This is a genomic window from Nonomuraea sp. NPDC049714, assembly GCF_044465295.1.
Lineage (GTDB): Bacteria > Actinomycetota > Actinomycetes > Streptosporangiales > Streptosporangiaceae > Nonomuraea.
The window spans coordinates 86,264-108,904 of record NZ_JBITLM010000003.1; the positions used below are offsets into that span (position 1 = coordinate 86,264).

The 22,641-nt window shown below is 70.1% G+C and carries 21 protein-coding genes; 4 read left to right on the forward strand and 17 right to left on the reverse strand.

Features of this window, described 5'->3' with window-relative positions; genetic code table 11:
• Positions 1 to 36 precede the first annotated feature (36 nt).
• Together ACIBQX_RS13720 and ACIBQX_RS13725 are read left to right on the forward strand one after the other, a co-directional pair.
• Complete coding sequence (locus tag ACIBQX_RS13720) at positions 37 to 2,883, forward strand: AAA family ATPase (RefSeq protein WP_397004073.1); 2,847 nt, start codon at positions 37 to 39, stop codon at positions 2,881 to 2,883.
• 173 nt (positions 2,884 to 3,056) lie between these two features.
• Positions 3,057 to 3,257: a hypothetical protein gene (locus tag ACIBQX_RS13725; RefSeq protein WP_397004075.1), complete on the forward strand. Its 201-nt coding sequence runs from the start codon at positions 3,057 to 3,059 to the stop codon at positions 3,255 to 3,257.
• A gap of 81 nt (positions 3,258 to 3,338) precedes the next feature.
• On the opposite strand, the gene ACIBQX_RS13730 is transcribed toward ACIBQX_RS13725, so the two are convergent.
• Positions 3,339 to 4,127 carry an MBL fold metallo-hydrolase gene (locus ACIBQX_RS13730; protein WP_397004077.1) on the reverse strand — a complete coding sequence of 263 codons (789 nt, stop codon included), beginning with the start codon at positions 4,125 to 4,127 and terminating at the stop codon, positions 3,339 to 3,341.
• A gap of 231 nt (positions 4,128 to 4,358) precedes the next feature.
• On the opposite strand from ACIBQX_RS13730, the gene ACIBQX_RS13735 reads away from it, so the two are divergent.
• Positions 4,359 to 4,766, forward strand: a complete 408-nt coding sequence (locus ACIBQX_RS13735; RefSeq protein WP_397004079.1) for a winged helix-turn-helix transcriptional regulator — start codon at positions 4,359 to 4,361, stop codon at positions 4,764 to 4,766.
• A gap of 73 nt (positions 4,767 to 4,839) precedes the next feature.
• Here the strand turns inward: ACIBQX_RS13735 and ACIBQX_RS13740 are convergent, their stop codons facing one another.
• The 15 genes from ACIBQX_RS13740 to ACIBQX_RS13810 form a co-directional block, all read right to left on the reverse strand.
• Positions 4,840 to 6,759 (reverse strand): FUSC family protein, encoded by a 1,920-nt coding sequence (locus tag ACIBQX_RS13740; RefSeq protein ID WP_397004081.1) that lies wholly within the window; start codon positions 6,757 to 6,759, stop codon positions 4,840 to 4,842.
• Positions 6,760 to 6,953: 194 nt separating this feature from the next.
• Complete coding sequence (locus ACIBQX_RS13745) at positions 6,954 to 8,081, reverse strand: serine hydrolase domain-containing protein (protein ID WP_397004083.1); 1,128 nt, start codon at positions 8,079 to 8,081, stop codon at positions 6,954 to 6,956.
• Between the two features lie 279 nt (positions 8,082 to 8,360).
• The gene (locus ACIBQX_RS13750) at positions 8,361 to 9,248 is read right to left on the reverse strand and encodes an alpha/beta fold hydrolase (RefSeq protein WP_397004085.1); all 888 of its coding nucleotides are present in this window, start codon (positions 9,246 to 9,248) and stop codon (positions 8,361 to 8,363) included.
• Positions 9,249 to 9,254: 6 nt separating this feature from the next.
• On the reverse strand, positions 9,255 to 9,713 hold the full coding sequence (locus ACIBQX_RS13755) for a Clp protease N-terminal domain-containing protein (protein WP_397004087.1): 459 nt from the start codon (positions 9,711 to 9,713) through the stop codon (positions 9,255 to 9,257).
• Positions 9,714 to 9,720: 7 nt separating this feature from the next.
• Complete coding sequence (locus tag ACIBQX_RS13760) at positions 9,721 to 9,924, reverse strand: hypothetical protein (RefSeq protein ID WP_049557494.1); 204 nt, start codon at positions 9,922 to 9,924, stop codon at positions 9,721 to 9,723.
• A 300-nt stretch (positions 9,925 to 10,224) separates the two neighbouring features.
• The gene (locus ACIBQX_RS13765) at positions 10,225 to 11,244 is read right to left on the reverse strand and encodes a LuxR C-terminal-related transcriptional regulator (protein ID WP_397004089.1); all 1,020 of its coding nucleotides are present in this window, start codon (positions 11,242 to 11,244) and stop codon (positions 10,225 to 10,227) included.
• Between the two features lie 309 nt (positions 11,245 to 11,553).
• Complete coding sequence (locus ACIBQX_RS13770; RefSeq protein ID WP_397004091.1) at positions 11,554 to 11,997, reverse strand: DUF6623 family protein; 444 nt, start codon at positions 11,995 to 11,997, stop codon at positions 11,554 to 11,556.
• Between the two features lie 259 nt (positions 11,998 to 12,256).
• Positions 12,257 to 13,159 carry an amidohydrolase family protein gene (locus tag ACIBQX_RS13775; RefSeq protein ID WP_397004093.1) on the reverse strand — a complete coding sequence of 301 codons (903 nt, stop codon included), beginning with the start codon at positions 13,157 to 13,159 and terminating at the stop codon, positions 12,257 to 12,259.
• A complete protein-coding gene (locus ACIBQX_RS13780) occupies positions 13,156 to 14,337 on the reverse strand; it encodes a VWA domain-containing protein (RefSeq protein ID WP_397004095.1) in 1,182 nt (393 codons plus the stop codon). Before ACIBQX_RS13780 ends, ACIBQX_RS13775 begins: the two co-directional genes overlap by 4 nt.
• On the reverse strand, positions 14,330 to 15,247 hold the full coding sequence (locus ACIBQX_RS13785; protein ID WP_397004097.1) for an AAA family ATPase: 918 nt from the start codon (positions 15,245 to 15,247) through the stop codon (positions 14,330 to 14,332). The genes ACIBQX_RS13780 and ACIBQX_RS13785 overlap by 8 nt, the downstream gene beginning before the upstream one ends.
• Positions 15,244 to 15,546, reverse strand: a complete 303-nt coding sequence (locus ACIBQX_RS13790) for an EthD family reductase (RefSeq protein WP_393174154.1) — start codon at positions 15,544 to 15,546, stop codon at positions 15,244 to 15,246. The genes ACIBQX_RS13785 and ACIBQX_RS13790 overlap by 4 nt, the downstream gene beginning before the upstream one ends.
• On the reverse strand, positions 15,540 to 16,574 hold the full coding sequence (locus ACIBQX_RS13795; RefSeq protein WP_397004099.1) for a xanthine dehydrogenase family protein molybdopterin-binding subunit: 1,035 nt from the start codon (positions 16,572 to 16,574) through the stop codon (positions 15,540 to 15,542). Before ACIBQX_RS13795 ends, ACIBQX_RS13790 begins: the two co-directional genes overlap by 7 nt.
• A gap of 2 nt (positions 16,575 to 16,576) precedes the next feature.
• The gene (locus ACIBQX_RS13800) at positions 16,577 to 17,992 is read right to left on the reverse strand and encodes a xanthine dehydrogenase family protein molybdopterin-binding subunit (RefSeq protein WP_397004101.1); all 1,416 of its coding nucleotides are present in this window, start codon (positions 17,990 to 17,992) and stop codon (positions 16,577 to 16,579) included.
• Positions 17,989 to 18,489 carry a (2Fe-2S)-binding protein gene (locus tag ACIBQX_RS13805; protein ID WP_397004103.1) on the reverse strand — a complete coding sequence of 167 codons (501 nt, stop codon included), beginning with the start codon at positions 18,487 to 18,489 and terminating at the stop codon, positions 17,989 to 17,991. The genes ACIBQX_RS13800 and ACIBQX_RS13805 overlap by 4 nt, the downstream gene beginning before the upstream one ends.
• 53 nt (positions 18,490 to 18,542) lie before the next feature.
• On the reverse strand, positions 18,543 to 19,346 hold the full coding sequence (locus tag ACIBQX_RS13810; protein WP_397004105.1) for an FAD binding domain-containing protein: 804 nt from the start codon (positions 19,344 to 19,346) through the stop codon (positions 18,543 to 18,545).
• Positions 19,347 to 19,445: 99 nt separating this feature from the next.
• Here ACIBQX_RS13810 and ACIBQX_RS13815 point away from each other — a divergent pair, with 99 nt between their 5' ends.
• Complete coding sequence (locus tag ACIBQX_RS13815; protein ID WP_397004107.1) at positions 19,446 to 20,123, forward strand: GntR family transcriptional regulator; 678 nt, start codon at positions 19,446 to 19,448, stop codon at positions 20,121 to 20,123.
• 164 nt (positions 20,124 to 20,287) lie between these two features.
• Here the strand turns inward: ACIBQX_RS13815 and ACIBQX_RS13820 are convergent, their stop codons facing one another.
• The gene (locus tag ACIBQX_RS13820) at positions 20,288 to 22,549 is read right to left on the reverse strand and encodes a GDSL-type esterase/lipase family protein (RefSeq protein ID WP_397004109.1); all 2,262 of its coding nucleotides are present in this window, start codon (positions 22,547 to 22,549) and stop codon (positions 20,288 to 20,290) included.
• Positions 22,550 to 22,641: the final 92 nt, after the last annotated feature.

A 22,641-nucleotide genomic window follows, 5' to 3' on the forward strand; every position in this document is an offset into this window, starting at 1 on the left:
CCTGCGGTCCTGCTCGATGAGATCTTTGGAGGGCCTGTGCACGAGCGAGCGCCGGGCTCCCGCGTCACGGCGGAACGTGACGCGATCGTCGGGCGGGACGCCGAGGTCGAGCGGCTCTCCACTCTGGCGGCGGACGCATCCGGTGGCGGCCGGGTCCTGCTCATGTCCGCAGCCGCGGGGATGGGCAAGAGCACGCTACTGGAGTACGCGGCCCGCCGCGCCGAGGAAGCAGGCCATCGGGTGCTGCGGGCGAGCGGTCGCGAGTCGGAGCGAGACCTGGCCTTCGCGGGCCTGCACCAGCTTCTTCGGCCGGTGCTGGACGAGGCGGCCCACCTGCCGGATCGACAGCGCCGGACGCTGCTCGGCGCCTTCGGGTTCGTGCCCGACGCCCCCGATCCCCTGCTGACGGGGGTCGCCGTCCTGACCCTGCTGTCCCAGGTGGCCGAACGGGCGCCGCTCGTGGTCGTGCTCGACGACGCCCAGTGGATCGACTCCGCCTCCGCCGACGTCCTCGCCTTCGCTGCTCGCCGGCTGGACGACGACCCCATCACCCTGCTGGCCGCCGTACGCGACGACGACCCCGGCGCACCGCCGCTCGGCGTACGCGACGGCGGGCCGGGCTTCGGCCGGGGGCGGGACTTCGGCGAGGGGGCACCGACGCTCGTGCTGCCCCCGCTCGACCCCATGGCGTCCCGGCGGCTGCTCGGCCTGCGCGTGCCCGGCCTGACGGGCAGGATCAGGGAACGCGTGCTCGACCAGGCCGCGGGAAACCCCCTGGCCCTGCTCGAACTGGCCGAGAACGCATCGCTCAACCCGGACGACCACGGCCCGCTGCCGGTCGGCCAGCGGCTGGCGGCCATCTACGCCGCCCGGCTGGCGGAGCTGCCGGAAGCCGCCCGGCGGACCTTGTTGCTCCTGGCCGCCGCCGACTTGGAAGATCCGCCCGACGCCGTGCTGGCGCTGCTGCCCGACGCCGACGACAAAGCCTGGCCCGCCGTCGAGGAGTCCGGGCTGATCCGCCGGGCAGGCCGTCACGTACGGTTCCGCCACCCGCTGGTCCGCTCCGCGATCTACCACGCGGCGCCGTTCGACGCCCGCATGGAGGCCCATCGCACGCTGGCCGATGCCCTGCGTGACGAACCGGACCGCCATGCCTGGCATCTCGCCGCCGCCACCCTCCACCCCGACGCGGAGGTCTCGGCCGCCTTGGAGCAGACGGCCGACAGGGCTCGCAGGAGAGGCGGCTACGCGGCGGCGGCCAAGGCGCTGGCCCGCGCGGCGGAGCTGCGTCCCGAGCGCGACGACAGTGCCCGGCTGCTGGCGGACGCGGCCGGCCTGGCCGTCTTCACCGGGGACCTGTCCTGGGTGGAGAAGCTGGCCGACCGGGCCCGCGCCCGTACCGACGACCCGGTCCTGCTCGCCACCGCCTCACTGCACGTCGGGCGACTGTCCGCGCTCACCAGGCAGCACGCCGCCGGCTTCAACGGCATGGCCGCGATCGCCGGCGACCTGGCGGCCACCCACCCCACCATCGCGCTCGACGCGCTCGCCGCCGCCGCGGTGCTGCGCTTCTACTCAGGCGAGGAGTCCCAGCGGCGGGAGATCGACCGGCTCCTGCCGCGCCTGCCCGCCGGAGCGCTGCGGGAGTGGGCGCGCATCGTGTCGGACCCGTTCGGCAGCGGACGCGAACTGGCGCCCCGGCTGCCTGACATGATCGCCGCAGCCGGGGGCGGGCTTTGGGCGGGCGATCGCGGAGGGGTCGGCCGCGGCGCCGGTGCGGGTGCCCGACCCGAACGGTTGACCGCGCTGGCCATCGCGGCGTGGGTGCTGGACGAGACCCCGCTGGCGGTCCGGACGTTCGACGAGGCCGTCCAGTCGTGGCACACCGCAGGACCGCTCCCCGACGGGCTCGGCGGCGTCATCGCGCTGGCCTACTTCGAGTATGGCCGCTGGGATCAGGCCCGCGCTGTCTGCGCCGCCCTCGGCGCACTGCCGGCCGCGGCCGGACTCGGCCACGCCGTCGCGTGCGCGCACGCCATCGAGGCCATGGTCGTGGCGTCCCAGGGCGATGCGGCAGGTGCCCGCGCGCTCGCCGACGAGGCGTTGCGCCTGGTGGACCCGCTGGAGAGCCGATCGGTCGCCGTGTACGCGCACCGCGCCCTGACCGCCGCCGCCATGGTCGAAGGCGACCACGAGGCCGCCTACGAGCACGCGCGGATGGTCTTCGACACCAACGGCGATCCCGTCCATTACCACGCCTCCTACCCGACCCTGCCGGAGCTGGCCGAGTCCGCCGCGCGCAGCGGCCATCACGCCGAGGCGTTCGAGATCGTCGAGCGCTCGGCCCGCGCCCTCGCCAGGGGCGGCTCGCCCCGCCTGCGGAGCCTGGTGCACCGCAGCCGCGCCTTGCTCGCCGAACCCGAGCACGCCGAGCCCGCCTTCCTGGCGGCCCTGGCCGATCCCACGCTGGAACGCTGGCCCTTCGAGCGCGCGCAGACGCTGCTGGAGTACGCGGAATGGCTGCGCCGCCGTCGCCGGATCGCCGAGGCGCGGCCGTTCCTCACCTCGGCGTACGACACCTTCCGCCGACTGGGCGCGCGGCCGTGGAGCGAGCGCGCGCAGGCGGAACTGCGAGCGGCCGGTCTGGACGTCCACCCGGCCGATCCCGGAGCCATCGCCGGCCTTTCTCCGCAACAGCAGCAGATCGTCCGGCTCGCCGCCCGCGGGCTGACCAACCGCGAGATCGGCGAACGACTCTTCCTGTCGCCGCGTACCGTCGGCTCCCACCTCTACCGCACCTTCCCCAAGCTGGGCGTCACCGCCCGCTCCCAGCTTCGCGACCTGGTGGAGGCGGTGGCTGTGGACGGCGGCATGCCGGACTAGGGCGCGTTTCAAAAGTGGATCTTGATGTGTCAAGATCCACTTCATGGAGAGGCATGACCTGACGGATGTGCAGTGGGCGAAGCCGGCGCCGCTGCTCCCGGTCGGAAGGAAGCCTGGACGGCCACCAGTGCGCAGGAAGCGGCAGCTGATGGACGGCATACGATGGCGCACTCGTGCTGGTGCTCGAGCAGATGCCGGCCGAGGCCGCCGCCGAAGGCCTGATCACCTGGGACGTCTCGGTGGACTCGACCATCGCCCGCGCCCACCAGCATGCGGCGGGTGCCCGCAAAAGGGGGATCTGCAGATCGAGCCGCCGAGTGGTGTGTTCACCGAGCCCGACGATCACGGGCTCGGACGTTCCCGGGGCGGGCTGACCGCCAAGCTCCACCTGGCCTGTCGAGCAGGCCCAGAAGCCGATGTCGCTGGTCATCACGGCCGGACCGGCCTGCGGATCTTTAGAACGAGGCGGGCGGGAGAAGGGCGGGGGACGCGTCCAGCAGCTGGAATCGGTTGTCCCACTGCTGGACGCGTCCGCCGGTGGGATGCGTGAAGTGGGTGCCCAGCAGCAGGTCATCGGTACCGGCCAGCTCGGTGAGCAGGTGGCGGCGGGTGGTTCGCGCCTCGGCGGGATCGACGTCGCCGACGCTGCCCATGTCGGGGTACGCCAGTTGCACGGGATGATGCAGGCTGTCACCGCTGATCAGCGCATTGCGGCCGGTGCCTGTCAGCTTGACCGACAGGTGGCCGGGCGTGTGGCCGCGTGTCGGTACCAGGCGGACGCCGTCGGCCACCTCAAGGCCTGAGGCGGGGATGTCGAGCAGGTCGTACAGGCCGTTGTCACGGATGGGTCGCAGGGAGTCGCGGTGCACCTGGGCGACTTCCTCGTCGCTTTCGGCGGTGGCGGTCCAGTAGTCCCATTCTCTGCGGTCGGTGAGGTAGCGGGCGTTCGGGAAGGTCGGTGTCCAGCGGCTGTCGACCAGGTGAGTGTTCCAGCCGACGTGGTCGACGTGCATGTGCGTGGTGATCACCAGGTCGACGGTGTCCGGGGCGAAACCCGCGGCGGTTAGCCGGCGCAGCAGCGGGGTCTGCAGGTTGTCGGCGTCAGGTATCTGCCGGGGCTTGTCGTTGCCGATGCCGGTGTCGACCAGGATGCGCTTGCCGTTCACCTCGATCGCGAAGATGTGAACGTGCATCGCGAAGGCCGTGCCGTCGGTGAAGTCGGGTTGCAGCCAGGGGTGGTGCAAGTGTTCCGGTGTGGCATCGGGCAGCAGCCATTGACTGGTTGCCGGTGACATGTCGATTTCGTCGACTCGGCGCACAACGATGCCTCCGAGGTCCCAGCCCAGGAAGGCCGGGGATACACGGCTTGTGAGCACTTTGAATCCATTCGTCTTGTTTGACTGCCGGTTCCGTGGGTCGACTCTAGGACTGTCGGTGACCTTTCGTAAGTACGTACCTTTTTGTAAGCTGGTGGCATGACGGTGAGTGAGCAGTTGAAGGATGTTTTCGCCCAGCTTCCGGCAGGCTCTTTCGACAAGGACTGCCCGACGCGGCCGGTGATGGCCCAAGTGACCGGCCGGTGGGGTGCGTTGATCATCGCTGCGCTGGTTCCTGGACCGATGCGCTTCTCCGGCCTTCACCGGCACATCGGCGGCATTAGCCAAAAGATGCTGTCGCAGTACCTCAAGTCGGTGGTGCGGTACGGGCTGGTCGAACGCCTGGTGGAGCCGACCGTCCCGCCGCAGGTCACCTACAGCCTGACGCCACTCGGGCAGAGCCTGGCGCAGCAGCTGTGCGCGCTGCTGAGCTGGTTCAGCGCCAACACCCCGGCGCTGGAGGCCGCCCAGCAGCGCTACGACGCTGCCGATTCCCCGGCCCGGTAGCGTGTCACGGGACTGCTTGCCGGCGCGCCATCGGCCTCCTTGCCGCGGTCTGACCTGACTTATGAAACATGCCTTAGGTCGTCGTGCAGAGGACGCGGCCGCCGTCGAAGGTCTGTGCCAGCTCGGCCGTCGCCTTGTCCAGGCGGTCCACGTGAAAGAGTTCGCGCGACGTACGATCGCCGCGCCACCTGCGGTCCGCGGCCAGCCGCGCCAGCGTGCGCCGGTCGTCGTGGCAGGAGATCGCGGGCCACTCGCCGGCCTCCATGAGGCGGATCGCTTGGTCCAGGTTGGCCCGGATGCGCTCGACGGCGCGGACCTCGCACCCTGCCTCGCCCGTCTGAGCCGCGGCGGTCACGGCGGCGAGACTGCGGACGTGGTAGGCACACGACTCCAGCAGGGCGAGCAGGTGGCGGGCGCGGGCTCGGCGGGCTCGGCGCGGGTTCAGCGGGTGGGTCAGCGGGCGAAGGGCGCCGCGCAGGTCCTCCAGAGCCCGATCCAGCTCATGGGCGTCGAGCAGCGCGTCCCCTCCCGGGGTACGCGTACGCCGAAGGGCACGCAGCACCTCAAGCAGCCGCTCGCCACCGGCCCCGCGCACGGTCGTAGGCAGCACGAGCGCCCCCGCCGTCACCCCGCACAGCACCCCGAGCGCGGTCTCCCAGGTGCGCAGCGCGAGCAGTTCGGCCGAGAACGTGCCGAGCAGGACGAACGCCATGGCGATCAAGCAGGTGATGAAGAACGTCACGACCCAGTAGGCGTTCGACGGGGTGCGGAAGACTCCGAAGACACAGACCAGCGACACGATGAGGACCAGCGGCACGTCGCCACCGGCCACGGCGGCCATCGACAGCCCGCACGCCACGCCCAGCACGGTGCCCAGCAGGCGCTGGAAGCCCTGGACCAGAACCTCACCGAAGCTCTCGGTGTTGACGAAGACCACCCACGCGGTGAGCACGGCCCAGTACCAGCGTTCGGAGGACGTCAACTCGCCGATCAGGACGGCGATGGCCGCCGCCGCGGCGGCTTGGACGGCCTGCCGCGTCGCGACACGCCTCAGCCGGTGAGCCGCGCCCTTCGTACGAGGGCCGCGGTCCGAGGGGGCGTCGGCGACCGATCGGAGCCCGTCCACGGCACGCATCAGCTCGCCGATCGCCTGGTGGACGTCCAGGAGCGCGGCAGGGGCTCGGTCGCGCGTCGTCCCCATGAAAGCCGGAACGGAGCGGACGGCCAGCACCGCCAGACGCTGCGCGGCCACTTCGGCTCTCACGATCCCCTGCCGGGCCGAGTCAGCAGCGTGTCCCCGGCTGAGGAGATCGGTGATCATCAGCGTGCTCCGGTGCAGCCTGGCGATCCGGCGTTCCAGTGACCGCGTCAGGCGCGTGTCGTCCCGTCCCGCCCGTACCACCTCGATCGCCCCGAGCACGACGTGCTCCAGATGAAGGTCGAAGGCACGCCACAGCCGCCGCAGCTTCCTGGCGGGGGTCGCCCGCAGCAGGCCGAAGCCCACCAGCGCTTCGGCGGCGAAACCGACGCCCACGGCAGCGTACAAGCCGGGCAACTGGCTCAGCCGTGTGTCGAGGAACTGGGTCAGGAAGTACGCCATGAAGGCGAAGATCCCCAGCGCCTGTCCTCGTGGCCCATACCTGCGGACGAACACCGCCCAGAAGATCAACAGGACGAAGACGGCCTCGGCCGCCACCCGGAAGGGCGCGAGCGCGGCACCCACGAGGAGGACGGCGGACACCAGCGGAACGGCCGCGCCGACCATGAACACCTGCTCTCGCGCGGGGCTGTCACCGACGGCCAGCGCGACGGTGAAGGGGGCGAAGCAGCCCGCGACGAGGAACGCGGCAGGCAGGTCCGTGAAGGACAATACGGCCAGGGTGAGCGCGATGCCCGCGACGGCTCTGAGCGCGATGGTCGTGCCGACGAGCCCGGGATCGCCTGCGCTGAGGCGAGCCCACGCGCGTGCCGCCCGCCGGAGTTGAGTGCCCATCGGTTTCCTCGCGATCGTCCGGTTCCCCGGCCATCATGCGGACGCGCGACCCGCCCGGGGTATCGGACGAATGACTGCACTTCACAAGGACAGGGGCGCAGCGCTCGTCGCCGCCGCTCCGCCGGGCAGTTCGAACATGCCTCGCTCCAGGCGTTTCCTCTCATGCACCGTGACGATTACCCGCTGATGGCCGGTCAGCCGAGGATGACGCCGTACATCGCCTCGATGATCTTGATGGGGATGTCCAAGGTCTTCGGCTCGATGTTGGTGTGGATGGCGACGCGTCGCCGGCCGTCGTCGGTGCTCAGTGCGAGGGTGAAGGATCCCGGGAGGGTGCCGCTGACGCCACGGACGGTCAGGCCGTCCATTCCCGCGCGGTCGAACTCGATCACGCCGAGGCCGTAGCGGGCGTGCGGCAGCCAGACGACGCTGTCGCCGGCGACCGTGGTCCACATCTCGTGGTGCTGAGCCGGGGGCAGGAGGCCGCCGGTCGCGATCGCCTGGAGAAAGCGGGTCAGGTCTTCGGTGGTGGAGACGATGCCCCCGGCCGCCCAGCCCCATGAGGTGTTGAGCGCGGTGACGTCGACGGGCGGCTTGTCGTGGTCGATCATCGACGCCCAGTTCTCAGCGGTGAGCGTCGCCGGGTCGACGCCGTCCTTGAGTGCGCCGGCGACGTAGCTCGTGGGATGCGGGTGGGGATAGCCGGTGGCGTCGGCGGGCCGTACGTAGGTGTGGGTCAGGTCGAGCGGCCGGATGACTGTACGTTCGACCTCGGCGGCGTAGGTGTTGCCGGTGACCTTCTCGATGATCGCGCCGGCCAGGTAGTAGCCGCCGTTGGAGTAGATGAACCGCTCGCCCGGCTCGCCGACCGGCGGCTGGGACACCGCGAGTTCGATCAGCTCGGAGGTGGTCCAGATGCGGTCCGGCTGGGTGGCGATGCTGTTCTGTAGTTCGGGTGCGAGGCCGGTGAGGAACAGGCCGCTGGTGTGGTTGAGCAGATGCCGGATGGTGATCTTGTCGCTGTCGTAGCCGCCCGTCTCCATGACGCCGGGCAGCCACGTGTTCACCGGGTCCTCGAGGCTCAGCCTGCCTTCGGCTGCCAGGGTCAGCACGGCGGCGGCGGTGAAAGCCTTACCTGAGCTGCCGATGTGAAGGTGTTCCCCGGGCTGGCGCCGATGGCCGGTGGCGAGGTCGGCCACTCCTGCGGCGCCGAACCATGTTCCGTCGGCGTCGTGAACCTCGGCGACGATACCGGGAACGCCGTCCTCGGCCACGGCCCAGTTCAGGACCTGCTGCACCTTCTCGCGGGTGTTGTACGTCATGTGCATGCCTTTCGAAGGAGAACCATTGGAGGAGAACAAGACGCAGTGGCCAAGAGCGGCACACTGACCAGGGAGCCGGTGCCGTTGTGCCCGAACGGCACCTCCGCCTGACACCTGGATCACGCTGCCGAAGACGTATCCGACCGGCCGCCACGATCTCCCAAATTTGGGTACGTTGTACGCGGTTATGGCAGTCAGACTAGATTACTGGGTACGATGTACGCAAGTAGAAGGTGCGTATGGCTGCCTTCCGGGGCAACACGGCAGGGCCGTACCTGTTCAGCCGTTCATCTCTGCCTGTCCTCCGTCACGGAAGAAACTCCGCAACCGTTGCGCGACGAGCTCCGGCTTGCCGCCGTTGTCGGCGGCCAGGTGGCCCAGGTGGGGCAGTTCCGTTCGTCGGGCGTGCGGGATGGCGGCGTGCAGGGCGCTCAGCGCGTCCTTGAAGGGCTGTGCGCTCCTGCTGCCGCCGAGCAGAAGGACCTCGGCCCGTACGGCGGTGGCCGCGGAGATCAGGTCGGTGGCGTCGAGAACGAGGCGGGCTTCCTGGCGCATGGTGGGGATGAGGTCGTTGAGTGTGACCTCGCCGTCGGCCTGCCGAGCTTGAGCGCGCATCCCCAGGCTCATGAGCGGTACCAGGACGGCTCGGGGCAGCATCCTGATCACCCGCGAGTCGTCGTTGGTGCCCTTGGCGACGGTCACCAGCGCCGCCGCCGGCCGAGCTCGGGCCATCTCCCGCTCGTAGCGAGGCAGCCATGCCACCGGCGAGTGGTCGCCGACAGGCAGCGGGGGCTCGTACAGAGCGATCTTGTATTCTTCGGGGCAGGTCAGCGCCCACCGCAGGATCGGGATCGCACCGGCGCTGAGGCCGAAGACGTTACGCGCCCCGGTCTGCTCCGTCAGGGCCTGCACGTCCTCGGTGGCGTGCCGCAGTGTGAAGCCGGGCCCGTAAGGGCCGCTCATTCCCCGGCCCCGGCGATCGGGCAGATAGACGGTGAAATCGCCGCTGAGCGCCGCGCCCAGTCGCATGAAGCTGTGGGAGGCCATCATCGAACCGTGCATCAGCACGACCCCCGGCCCCGTCCCGAACCGGCGATAGCCGATGAGGGTGCCGTCCTGAGAGGTCACCGACCCGGTCTCGTAGGAAGTCTCCGCTGCCTCACCCATCGAGTCTCAGACCTTCGCACATCGCGCGCGGATGGTGGTGCGATCCGCGCCGAGCGTGTCCAGCAGAACCGCTGCCGGATCAGGGCGCTGGTTGGACAGCAGGCTGAGCAGGACGTGATGGATGCCGATCCGCTCCCGGCCTGCCTGTTTGCCCAGGCCGGTGAAGACCGCCTTGGCCGCCGGGGTCAGCGGGAGGCGGTCACGTTCCCGGCCCGGAAGGACCGGCCCGGCGGACGTCGCCTGGACTCCCGCCGACGCCAGCGCGTCCTGGTCGAGGCTCTCCAGTGCCTCGCGCGCGGCGTCCAGGCTCACTCCCAGACCCTGGGCAGTGATCGAATCGGGGTCGATCAGCAGCGCCAGGAGCACGTGCTCGGTGCTCACCTTGCGGTCGCCCCTGCGCAGGGCCTCGGCGTTGGCGTCCAGGTACACCTGGCCCATGCCGAACGGCGGCTTCAGTCTCACCATGGCTGCCTCACTTCCCGTACTTGGTGTGAATGGATTGGCGGGTGACGCCCAGGGCGTCACCGATCTGCTGCCAGGACCAGCCCGCACGACGGGCGGCGGCCACTTGATTGGCCTCCATCCGTTCGGCGAGCCGCCGCAGGGCCAGCACCGCCCACAGACCCTTCGCGGGATCATCGGACGTCAGCGCGGAGGACAGACGATTCACGGACATGGTGTCAGTTTGATTTGACACTCCAGCGGATGTCAAATCAAACTGACACCGACTGGCCGACGTTTCTGGGGACCGCCGGGAGGGTGGCTGATGACCGTCCGGGCGTACGCACGCGTCGCGACGCGTGATCAGAACCGCAGCTCCAGCCCGACGCTCTGGCGGCCGGCGGTTACGACGAATCGGCCACGGAGAAGGAGCCGGGCAAGCGCGGGGTCGCGCGACCGGCGCGGGAGACGCTCCTGGCGCTGCCGAGCTGGAGCTGCGCGCAGAGCGCCAGGCAGAAGTGGGCGTGCCGGGGTGTCACCTGACGGCCGCGACGAGTTCGTCGCGGCCGCTCGTGCCGGTCTTGCGGAAGAGCGCCTTGATGTGGTCGCTGACCGTGTAGACGGACAGATCGAGCGCACGGGCGATCTGCTTGGGCGCGGAACCGTTGTAGAGGTGCTGCATGATCTGGCGTTCGCGGGTGGTGACCCCGTACCAGTCGCAGAACGAGGGGATCAGCAACGTACCGCTCGCGCGCTGGATCATGACCGCCACGTCGCCGTCGTCGCCGAGCGGCTGGGCCTCGATGGCGGTCCACCAGCCGCATCCCACCGAGGGGACGCACAGCCGCAGACACCGCGGGTGCTCACGCGCCGCTGCCGCCAGAGACGCGAACGAGGATTCGACCAGCCATTCCGGTATGGCCAGCTGCGCCTTCATCGTTCTCAGCCACGGCTGCGCCTGGGGCGTCATCGTCCCGATCCGGTTGTCGGATCCGATGACGAGCATGCCCGGCGGCGGCTCATGCGCGGAGGGCTTGATGGGCTGCGCCGTCACATAGCGGCGAAGCGCGGCGGCCAACGAGGGCCCGACCCCCGCCAGCCGCCGCGCGTCCGCGTCGTCGAACGGCCGCCTGCCCGTCGCCCGCACCAGGCAGAGCACTCCCCAAACGCCACGCGCGTCCCGCAGCGCGAGGCACAGCTCCGCACCGGCTCCGTACTCCGCCAGCAGCCGATCATGCGCGCCCGGGCGGAGCCGACGGTCGGCCACGGCCACCGGGATGTGCTGTTGCGCCAGGCGAGCCAGCTCCCGCACGGCCGATCCCACGCTGTCCGGCCTCAGCAGCTCGCGACCGACATCGGGCGCGTACCCGTGCCAGAACGCCAGCGTGGTGACGCCCACGCCCGACGACGGATTGTTCGCCCCGCAGCGCAGCGCGTCATGCGGCACCACCGGCGCGATCACCCGGGACAGCTCCGCCGCCACCGCCTCCAGCCCGGCGCCGGGGATCAGCGCCGCACACAGATCTTCATACAGTCGACTACCTACCGTCACCATGCCTCCAGTGTGCGCCAGGGCGGATCGCGCGGGCCGGCGAATATGCGCGCTCGCCTGCACGTGCTGACCGCCGGACGGCAGGGCGCACCTCACCGCCCCCACTCATGACGCAGGCCGGCTGATGTACGCCGCATTCCCCAGAACAGAGCCAGGTCTGGATCGGCCTAACGACGACGATCGCATGCGAGGCGTCCAGGTGGCCGTGGCCGTGCTGGTCGGCCCGCGCCGGACCGTGGGTGGCAGGGCCCCAGGGCGTCATCGGAGGGGCTCCGCACCGGGGCGTACTCCCGGTGCGGAGCGCCGGTCCAGTCAGATGTCGTGCCGGAAGTCCCCTCCGAAGCCGGCGATGAAGACGTGGCTGTTGCTCGCACCTGCGGTGAAGAACAACGAAATCCCGCACCCCCAGCCGATGCCGTCGCGGCCTACCGGAAAGACGTTGTTCCCGTCGATGCCGTGCGAGTGATCACCTTTGATCTCGAGGTTGTCTCTGACCAGGATTTGGTTCGGGCCGTCCCAGACGTGCACGTGGAGAAGCGCGCTGGTCTCTCGTGCGTTGAAGAAAATCAGCACCCTGTCCAGGCCGGCTCGACGGTCTTCGACGATGACCGGGGTGGGAATGGCCAGGTGGATCCAGTCGCCCCCGTTCGCCGGAAGCGTGAAGGTCACGCCGAACCCCTGGCGCAGTGCGCTCGTGCTGGGCTTTTCGGCCACGGCGGTGAACCCGTGCTGCCATGACGCGTACAACTTCGACATCGTCGTACTCCTTGTGGCTGGTTGGCTGTGGATCTTCGGGAGCCGGATTCGTTGGGGGGCAGTTCTGTTTCGCATGCCGGCTTTGCATTTCGAGGCTTTCGGCGTCCCGGTCGCTCCACGGTAAAACGCCTTAGGGAAAGCTCGACATCCCCAATATCAGGGATATTCATCTCGCCATAATTGCGAGGGAAATATATTTCTATGGGACGAAACGTAACAGCCTATATCGTCCTTTTAATCCATATATCCGGATTCGATTTCACAGGCGGTAGACCCGGGTGGCCGTTGCGGTGAACACGTCCCGGATCTCTTCCGCGGATCGGCCGGAGAGCACGTTCTGCCAGGTGGAGACCAAGGTGGCCAGGTCGGTCCAGAGTTTCTCGATCGGGAAGTTGCTGCCCCACATGCAGCGGCGGGAGCCGAACAGGTCCAGGCAGGTGGCGGTCACCTTCTCGATCAGCGGCCGGTCCACGCGATGCACGAAGGTCCCCTGACCGGTGAGTTTCACCACGACGTTGGGCTGCTCGGCCAGGAGCCTCATGCCGCGGGTCCACTCGCCGATGGCCGCCGGCCCTGAGCCCACCGGCATCCCGGCGTGGACGAGCACGAATGTCACGCCGGGGAAGTCCTTCGCCAGGGCCGCGGCGTCGGCCGTCTGCGCGGGGAACACCTGGAGCTCGAACAGCCAGCCGAGGTCGGCGAGCGCTGCGATGTTGCGCCGGAAGACAGGGTCCTTCATCCGATCGGGGGCGGAGGCGAAGCGGAACTCCGGCCGCTCGTGCCAGTGCAGTTGCAGACGGGTACCGCGGACGAGCGGGGTGATGGCGGCCTGGCGGCGCATGACCTCCACCGCGCCCTCGTCGAACAGGTCGGCGGAGCCCACAACGGCAGCGGGCCAGCCGGTTTCGGCGCGGACGTCGCGCAGCCACCGCACCTCGTCCACGCAGCGGTCGAGCGGCCAGTTGGCCTGGACGTAGACCGCCGAGGTGATGCCGCAGGCGGTGGCCTCCGCGGCGTACTCGGGCGCGAGATAGTCACGGCGGATCGGCTCGTACGGGCCGAAGATGCGCGGAACCATCTCCCCCTGCAGCCAGGGCAGGTCGGCGGCGCGCCAAATGTGGTGATGGGAGTCGACGATCCCGTGGGAGAGGGAGAAGGTCATCGGGTTGTTCCCCTGGGTCGTGGGACGGACCAGCGCCTCGCCGCGAGGTGGCGGGGGCCGGACAGGACGGTGGGGAGGCGGCGGACCTCTTCCAGCGCGGTAGGCAGATCCCGGACGCCGCCGAGGTGGTCCAGGCTCGCGAGCTGGGCGGCCATGGCGCGGGTGACGGGGCGGTAGGCCGGCGAACAGGCCAGCGGGGACCACCAGACGAGCCGGTGGCCGAGCCGGGACAGGCGTGCCGCGGCGCGCACCATGGGAGCGTGATCGCCGCGTTCGAGCCCGTCGGACAGCACGACCACGAGGGCGCCGCGGGCGAGCGCCACGAAACGCGGGTTGCCCAGGAAGCATTCGAGCGCCGCGCCGATCGCCGTACCGCCGTCGGCGTCCGTGACCAGCCTCGACACGGCTCGCAGCGCCTGGTCGGCGTGCGGGTGCGCGAGCGCGGCGGTGATCCGGGTGAGCCGGGTGCCGAAGGTGAACACCTCGGTGCGGGCCGGCGCCGCGCGCAGCGCGGTGTGCGCGGCGCGGAGCAGATCCGGGGTGTGCTGCCGTAGCGAGCCGGAGACATCGATGAGGATCAGCAGCCGACGCGGGCGCGGTGGGCGGGCGAGGCGGCGCAGCTGGATGAGCTCCCCGTCGTGGCGGAGGGCCCGTCGCCACGCGTGCCGTACGTCCAGCCGGTCTCCCGACCGGGCCGGGCGTCGCCGCCGTGACGGTACGGCGGGCAGCACGGCGGGCCAGGCGGCTTCGAGTGCGCGCATGAACGCGGTCCGGCGTTCGCCGGTCCGGCCGAAGTCACGTGTGCGGTGAACGCTCAGGGCGCCGGCCTCGACACCGTCGCCCGGCCGCGCCTCGCGGGGCGGCGGATCGTCCTCCCCGGGTCCTCCGGAGGACTGCGCGCCGCCGTCGTCCGCTTCGAGCGGCGGGTCTGCGGGTCCGGGGCCGCCCTGCCGGAACCAGGCGTCGAAAACGCGGTCGAAGGCGGGCAGGTCGCTCACGTCCTGGAGCAGGGTGATCCGGGCGTACCAGTACAGCGCGGTCAGGTCGGGCGGCGAGGTCTCGGCGATCGTCCGCAGCAGGTCCGCCCGCTTGGTCGGCGCGGTGGGGAGGCCCGCGCCGCGCAGCGCGGTCAGGAACCCCCACAGGTGGTCGGCGGCGAGCACGACCGGGTCAGGCATCGCCGAACACGTCCTCAGCATGCGCGAGGGCATCGCCGAACACGTCCTCGGCATGCGCGAGGAGCAGCCGGGTGTCCTCCTCGTCCTTGATCAGCAGCCCGAGGGCCCGGCGCAGTGCCACGGGCCACGGGCTGCCGCCCTCGGCGAGTGCCATCGCACCGCGGCCCCACTCCACCGACTCGGCGATGCCGGGCCGCTTGAGCAGCGGAAGACGGCGTACGCGCTGCACCGCACCCACCAGCCCTGCCGCGGCCTGTTCCGCCAGCCCGGGAACCGCCATGCGCAGGATCGCCCGCTCGCGGTCCGGCTCGGGGAAGGCGATCCAGTGGTAGAGGCAGCGTCGCTTGAGCGCGTCGTGAAGCTCGCGGGTGCGGTTGGAGGTCAGCACCACGATCGGCGGCGTGCGCGCCCGTACGGTGCCCAGTTCCGGGATCGTGATCTGGAAGTCACCCAGGAACTCCAGCAGGAACGCCTCGAACTCGCTGTCGGCCCGGTCGACCTCGTCGATCAGCAACACCGCACCCTGCTCGGCCCGCACGGCGCGCAGCAACGGCCGGCGCAGCAGGAACTCCTCGCGGTACAGGTCGCCGACGTCCTGACCGCGGCTCTCCGCCACCCGGACCTGGAGGAGCTGCTTGGGGTAGTCCCACTCGTACAGGGCCTGGCCGGAGTCCAGCCCCTCGAAGCACTGCAGGCGGATCAGGTCCAGCCCGGTGACGCGCGAGAGCACCGAGGCCACCTCGGTCTTGCCGACGCCGGGCTCGCCCTCCAGCAGCAGCGGCCGGCCCAGCCGCAGCGCCAGGTGGATGGCCGTGCACAACCCCTCGTCAGCGAAGTAGCCCTGCGCCTCCAGCGCGGCGGCCAGCTCGCGCTCGCGCAGGAGACCGGGCACGGCGCCGTCGGTGGTCACAATTGTGCGTGCTCGGTGGTCAGGAGGTGGACGCGCTGGGAGGTGTGCGCGGCAGCGTCGGCCGCCGCGGCCTTGCCGTGCTCGGAGCCGAACGCGGCGGCGCGGGCGTCCTCGTCGTCGAAGTACAGCTCGTTCACCGAGTCATACGCCCCGCCGTCGCCGTTGGTCACGCTCACCGTGTACTTCCGCAGGCCGGGCAGCTTCCTGGCGAATTCGACGTGGTCCTCCACCACCCACTTCGCGAACTCCTCGTGCGACAGGCCCTCGGCACGCTTGAGCAGCGAGACGACTTTCAACATGGTTCCTCCTCAGATTTCCGGTTACCTCGGGCGAGCAGGGCGTCCAGCCCGCGCAGGACACGCTCGGGGGTGAACGGCATCGTGTCCAGGCGTACGCCGCACGCGTCGAAGATCGCGTTGGCGATGGCCGGGATCGGGGCGTTCGCCGTCATCTCGCCGATCCCCTTCGCGCCGTACGGCCCGTTCGCGGCCGGGCGCTCCAGGAACAGGCTGTGCTGGACCGGGATGTCGGCGGGCCCGGGCATCAGGTACCCGGCGAAGTCGCGCGGCCCGTGATCGCGCCAGGGGTAGTAGGGCTCGGTGGCCTCGAACAGGGCGTGCGACACGCCCATCCAGGCCCCGCCCTCCACCTGTTGCGTCGCCATGGCCGGGTTGAGTGCCCGGCCGACCTCGTACGCGTTGTACAGCTCCAGCACCTCGACCACCCCGGTCTCGTCGTCCACCTCGACGACGGCGGCCGTGCACGCGTGCGCCTGGCAGGAGTCGGGGTCCATCTCCCCCGTCTCGGGCACCGGCACGCTCGGCTCCTTGAGGTAGATGCCGCGGCCGGAGATCGTCCGCCCGTGCTTGAAGTGCGCGGCCAGCGCCAGATCGGTGATGTGGATGCCCTTCTCCGCCGCGCCCTTGAGCCTGATGAAGCCGGTGCCGTCGGTCTCCAGGTCCCCGGCGTCGACCTCCAGCTCCTCGGCGGCGACCTCCAGCATGACGGCGCGCGCCTCGGCCGCGGCCATGATGACGGCGTTGCCGACGCGGTGGGTGCCGCGGCTGGCGAAGGTGCCCATGCAGTGCGGCCCGGTGTCGGTGTCGGCGGTGTCGACGAGCACGTTCTCGATCGGCAGGCCGAGGGTCTCCGCGGCGCACTGGGCGGCGATCGTCTTGATGCCCTGGCCCAGGTCCACCGAGGACAGCGAGATCACGAAGGTGCCCGTGGTCGTGGCGTGGATCAGCGCCTGCGAGGGATCGCCGCCGAGGTTCATGCCGGTGGGGTAGTTCACCGAGGCGTACCCCCGTCCGCGGAGCTTCGCCATCGTTACAGCCCTTCCCGGGTCGTGGAGGACATGCGGCGGTACGCCTCGGGCAGCTCGTGCCCGGCCATCTCCGCCACCTTCTGGATCACTTCGACCAGGGCCGTGCCCTCGGCGACCTTGCGGTGGGCCTTGAGGTCCCCGTCCCGGTAAGCGTTGAGCAGACGCAGCCGCAGCGGGTCCAGATCCAGCGCTCGGGCGATCCGGTCCATCTGCGACTCCAGCGCGAAGTCGGCGATGGTCACGCCGAAGCCGCGCATGGCGCTGGACGGCGTGCGGTTGGTGAACACGCAGTGGCAGTCGGCCCACACGTTCGGGATCGAGTAGGGGCCGGGCAGGTGCGCGGCGGCCTTCGTGGTCCCGTACGGGCTGTGGCGGGAGTACGCGCCGGAGTCGACGTACAACGTGACCTTGCGTCCGATGATCCGGCCGTCGTTCATGACCGCATCCTTGATGTAGATGCGCTCGGCGGCTCGCGGCGAGGAGACCTGCATCTCCTCGGCCCGGTCGTAGACGAACTTGACCGGGCGGTCGACCAGCATCGCGCTCACACACGCGACCGGCTCGACCACCACGTCAACCTTGCCGCCGAAGCCGCCGCCGACCGTCCCGCCGACGATGCGTAACTTGTTGAACGGCGTCTCCAGGATCAGGGCGGTGTTGTCCAGGGTGAAAAAGCACGCCTGGGTGTCGGAATGGATGCGCAGCCGCCCGTCGGCCTGCGGCACGACGACGCAGCCGGTGGTCTCGACGGGAGCCTGCTCGATCGGCGCGGACTGGTAGCGCCACTCGAAGACGTGGTCGGCCCGCGCGAACGCCTCCTCCACATCGCCGAACCGGATCCGCCGGCAGTGGTGGCCCTCGTAGCGGAAGTGGTTCTGCCCGTGGTACTCGTTGACCAGCGGCGCGCCCTCTTCCAGAGCCTCCTCGACGTCGAAGACCGGTGGCAGGTCCTCGTAGGTGACCTTGATCCGGGCCGCACCCTCCAGCGCGGCCGCCTCCGTCTCGGCGACCACGGCGCAGATCGGCTCGCCGAGGTAGCGCACCTTGTCCACGGCCAGGATGGGTTCGTCGTCCGGCCCGACGCCGATCAGTTTGAGCGGGGTGAAGAGATTGTTCGGGATGTCGGCGTGGGTGAGGATCCGCAGGACGCGGGGCACGGCCAGGGCCTCGGTCAGGTCCACGTCCAGGAGCCTGGCGTGGTGCCGGGCCGAGCGGTGCATCTTCAGGTGGGCGAGCCGTGGCGGGGACACGTCCTCGAAGAACTCGGTACGCCCCGTGACGTGCCCGCGCGCGTCGGAGCGCTGGACCGCCGAGCCGATGACGGTGAGGTCGCCTTCGTCCGTACCCGTACCCGTACCCGCGGCGGCCCGTTCGGCTGTGAAGGTGCTCGTGTCGATCGGTGCGAGCCTGTAGGTCATCGCGACGCCGCCTCCTGCGTGGCCTGCTCGCGGCGGCGCCTGGCCGCCTCAAGGATGGCGATCACGATGGGCCGGTAGCCGGTGCACCGGCAGACGTTGCCCGAGATCGCCTCGGTGACGTCTTCGTCGCTCGGATCGGCGTTCCCGTCGAGCAGCGCCTCGGCGACCATGATCATGCCGGCTGTGCAGAAGCCGCACTGGGTGGCGAAGCAGTCGACGAAGGCCCTCTGCACCTCGTCCAGCTCACCGCCGGCGCCGACCCCCTCCAGCGTACGGATCGAACGCCCCGCGACGGTCTCCACCGCGACCAGGCAGGAGACCTCGGGCCGGCCGTCGACCAGGACGGTGCAGGTGCCGCAGGCGCCCTGCGCGCAGCCCCGCTTGGCCGCGGTGAGTCCCAGCGACTCACGCAGGCTCGCGAGCAGTGTGGCGCCCGGCGCGGCGATGAACTCCCGTTGCTCGCCGTTGACGACGAGCGAGACGATCTGTGACGGCACGGTCCACCTCTCACTGATGCGGCTGACTGATGCGGCCTTGCTGGTGAGCGCTGCTAGGGGAGGAAGGCTCGGCGCAGATGCACGGGCAGGACCCGCGCCCGGTACCACGCGCTGGCGTAGGCGTCGTCGAAGGGGTCGATGTCGCCGCGGGCCGCTTCGCCCGCCTCGGTGAGGACCTCAGGGGTCAAGGGCCGGCCCTGCAGCAGGTGCTCCGCCGACACCGCGCGCACCGGCCGTGGCGCGACGCCGCCCAGCGCGATCCTGGTAGAGGCGACCACGCCGCCGTCGGCGCGGGTGACGGAGGCGACGGTCACGATCGCCGCCGAGTTCAGGCGACGGCGCATGGCCTTGTGGTAGTACCAGGTGCCCGGCTGGGGCAGCACCACCCGCACCGCCACGACGACCTCGCCCGCGGCGACCCCGGATGCCAGCACGCCTGCCACTGGTGCGTCGCGCCGGCCGTCCGGCCCGGCGATCTCGCACGTCGCGTCGAGGGCGAGCAGACAGACGGCCAGATCGCCGTACGGCTGCGCGACGAACAGATTGCCGCCTACGGTGGCCTGGTTACGGATGGTCGGGAAGGCGATCGTCCGCAGCGCCGGACGCAGGAACGCGAGCTCCGGCTGCTCGCCGACAGCGGTGAACGTGGCCGCCGCCCCGATCGTGGCCACACCGTCGCGCACCTCTACGCCGTCCAGCCCCGCCCGGCGCAGGCTCACCAGCTCGGACACGGGCGCAGTCCCGCTGTTCACCAGCGACATCACGACGGTGCCGCCACCCATGATCCAGCCGCCTCCCGCCAAGCAGTCGACCGCGGCATCGGCTGACTCCGGGACGTGCACCGCGCAGATCACCATGTGCGATCCTCCTCGGTGAAGGTATTATCGATAATTGATTATCGACTGAGAGGCGTCAAGGGATCCGGCAGGACGATCGATAATCGGTAGGATCACCTCATGACCGAGGAGCCCGCCAAGCTGCCACGCCTCACGCTGGCGCGGCAGATCCGCGACTCGCTGGTCGCCAGCATCGTGTCCGGCCACTTCGGCCCGGGCGAACGGCTGGTGGAGACGCGGCTCGCGGCGACCTACGGCACCAGCCAAGCACCCGTCCGCGAGGCGCTACGCGAACTGGAGGCCATGCGGCTGGTGGAAACCCAGCCGCGCCGCGGCACGTTCGTGCGGCCCTTCGTCCAGGAGACCCTGCGCGAAAGCTACGTCGTACGGGCGGCGCTGGAGGAGACGGCCACCCGGCTCGCCCTGCTGGCCGGGACCGTACCGGTAGAGGCCATGCGGGCGGACGTGGCAGCGATGCGGGCCGCCGCCGAAAGCGGCGACCGAGAGGCGTCCGCGCGCGCCAGCGTGTCCTTCCATCGGCGCATCGTCGAGGCCGCGCACAACGAGCTGCTCAAGCTCACCTGGGAGAGCCTGCAGATCGAGGCGCGGACGTCAGTCACGATGGTCGCCGCCGAGGTCGACCTGCTCGACATCGTCCAGGACCACGCCGAACTGCTGGCCGCGATCGAGGACGGTGACCTGGAGGTGGCGTGCCGGTATGCCCGCGACCACCAATGGCACTACGCCGACCTCCCCCACGACGCCCACGGCCGCGCACGCGACTCCGCCGCAGGCTGACCGGGCGCGGGCGAAGGCCGCCGAGCAGGCGATCGAGAAGCTCACCGTCCAAAAGGACCCGGCTGCGAAGGACCGAGACGCCGACCCGCCCTCCGTGGGCGAACCAGTTTTGCCCACGGAGGGGGGACGACGAGAGGAAGGACCGCGTTGCCCGGCCTGGCCGGTCAGCCGAAGTTGATCCAGGCGCGGGTCGCGCCCGTTCCGGGGGCGACGTCGAGGTAGTCGGCCCGGCCGTCGGCGTTGAGGTCGGCGAACTGGATCCGGCTGCCGTCGACGCCGACACCGCTGGCGACCTCGCCGCCCGGAGCCCAGTACCAGTCGCCGCCGCCGGGTTTGGGGCCGCCGTTCTGCCAAACGTGAACGGAGCTGTCGTACTTCACAGAGCCGCCCAGTTCAGGATCCATGGGGTTGGTCCCACCCAGTTCAGGATCCATGGGATTGGTCCCACCCAGTTCAGGATCCATGGGATTGGTCCCACCCAGTTCAGGATCCATGGGATTGGTCCCACCCAGTTCAGGATCCATGGAGTTGAGGCCGCCGATGAGGATGTAGTCGGCAGCCCCGGTCCCGTGAAGCGGGGCGAAGCGGATCCGGTGGCCGGGCTGGCCGATGCCGCCGGCGATGGTGCCCTGGGGCCGCCAGAACCAGTCGCCACCGTTGGGGTTGGGGCCGCCGTTGATCCAGGCCTGGACCGAGCTGTCGTCGTTGACCTTCACGTAGTCGGCCCTGCCGTCACCGTTCAGGTCGGTGAAGCGGATGTTGGCTCCGGGCGCGCCGACGCCACCGGCGATGGTGCCCTGGGGAAACCAGAACCAGTCGCCACCGTTGGGGTTGGGGCCGCCGTTGATCCAGGCCTGGACCGAGCTGTCGTCGTTGACCTTCACGTAGTCGGCCCTGCCGTCACCGTTCAGGTCGGTGAAGCGGATGTTGGCTCCGGGCGCGCCGATGCCGCCGGCGATGGTGCCCTGGGGAAACCAGAGCCAGTCGCCGCCGTTGGGGTTGGGTCCGCCGTTGCGCCAGGCCTTGACCGAGCTGTCGTCGTTGACCTCGATGTAGTCGGCTCTGCGGTCGCCGTCGAGGTCCGCGTAGATGACCCTGCTGGTGTCTCCGCCGTTGGTCCCGGACGCGATCGTGCCCTGGGGGAACCAGCCTCTGATGGGGGCGGGAGCCGGGTTCCCGCCGCCGGGTGCGCCGATCCAACCGCCCCGTCCCACCTGCACCAGGCCGTGGTAGAACGCTCCCGCCATCTTCAGGTAGCCGGAGTCGTTGGGATGCAGGAGGTCGGTCAGGTCAGTGAGCGTCACCGAGGTCATGTTGACCATGTAGACGTGCTTGCCGGAGGCCCACCGCGCCCCTATCTCCGGCCGGATCGCCTCGTTGAACCGCCGGATCCGCTCCTGGGTCGTCCCCGAGTTGGACGGGACGATCGTCGAGACGAGGAGGGTCACGTCGGGGGCGGCCCGGAAGATCTGGTCGATGAGGGCTCCGAGCCTGGCCGGCGCGCCACCCGGGTCGTCGTTGTTGCTCATGTCGTTGGTGCCGATGTGCAGCAGCACCACGTTCGGCCGGTATGTGGCCAGCGCCGAGTCGGTGATGCCGGCGAGCTGGGAGATCCCCCAGGTGGGGTGTCCCTCGTGGGCGTCGGGCGCAGGACCGGAGCGTTGTGAGCCGACGAACGTGACGTTGGCCCCCTCCTCCCTCAGCAGGTTGTTGAGCATCGGCCGGTAACCGCCGCCGTTCGAACTGCCCGCGCCGGCGGTGATCGAGTCACCCAGCGCCATGATCCGTACATCCCGCTGGAGGTTCGATGCATGCCCGCCCCATGACTCGATCGCTTCGTCCAGGAGATTCATCAGCTCCTCGCTACCGAGCTGCTGGGCGAGATTCTCCGCACTCTCGGCGGTCGCGCCGCCGAACCAGCGTCCGAGCCAGGGCACCTGGTTCCTGAGCCACGTGCCGGCCTTCCCGATCGACGTGGCGAAGCTCTCCTTCGCCCACGGGCCGAGGTACTTCTCCCACACGAAGCCACTCGCCAGCCCGAGCAATCCGGCGATGATGATGTCCCTGATCGCCTCAGTGGTACCCAAAGTGCCCGCGAACAGGTGCGACAGGAGCGCCGCCATGATGCCCATGATGGCGTTCCCGAAGGGGGTGCAGATCATCGGAACGAGCGCGGCGCCCACACCGCTGGACGTCAGGGCGCCGATGCACAGCATTCTGAACCCGTATCCGACGATGACGCCGATGGCGGTGGCGGCGACATTGGTCCAGAAGCTGGAGCTGGTGATCTCCCCGGCCGGGACGGTGAGGACCACCCCGCTGCCGTTCGGAGTCAGGTTCACCGTGCCGTCGAAGTCGGGCCACACCGAGGGGTCGACCCGTTCGGGCAACGGGGACGTGCTGTCCGCGACGGCCTGCTTGAGCATTCCGCCCAGGCTGCCGTGTTCCCTGATCTCCGCCTGCAGCTCTACGGGAAAGTACCGCCGGTCAGATGGTCGTGATCAAGGGGCGGATGGCC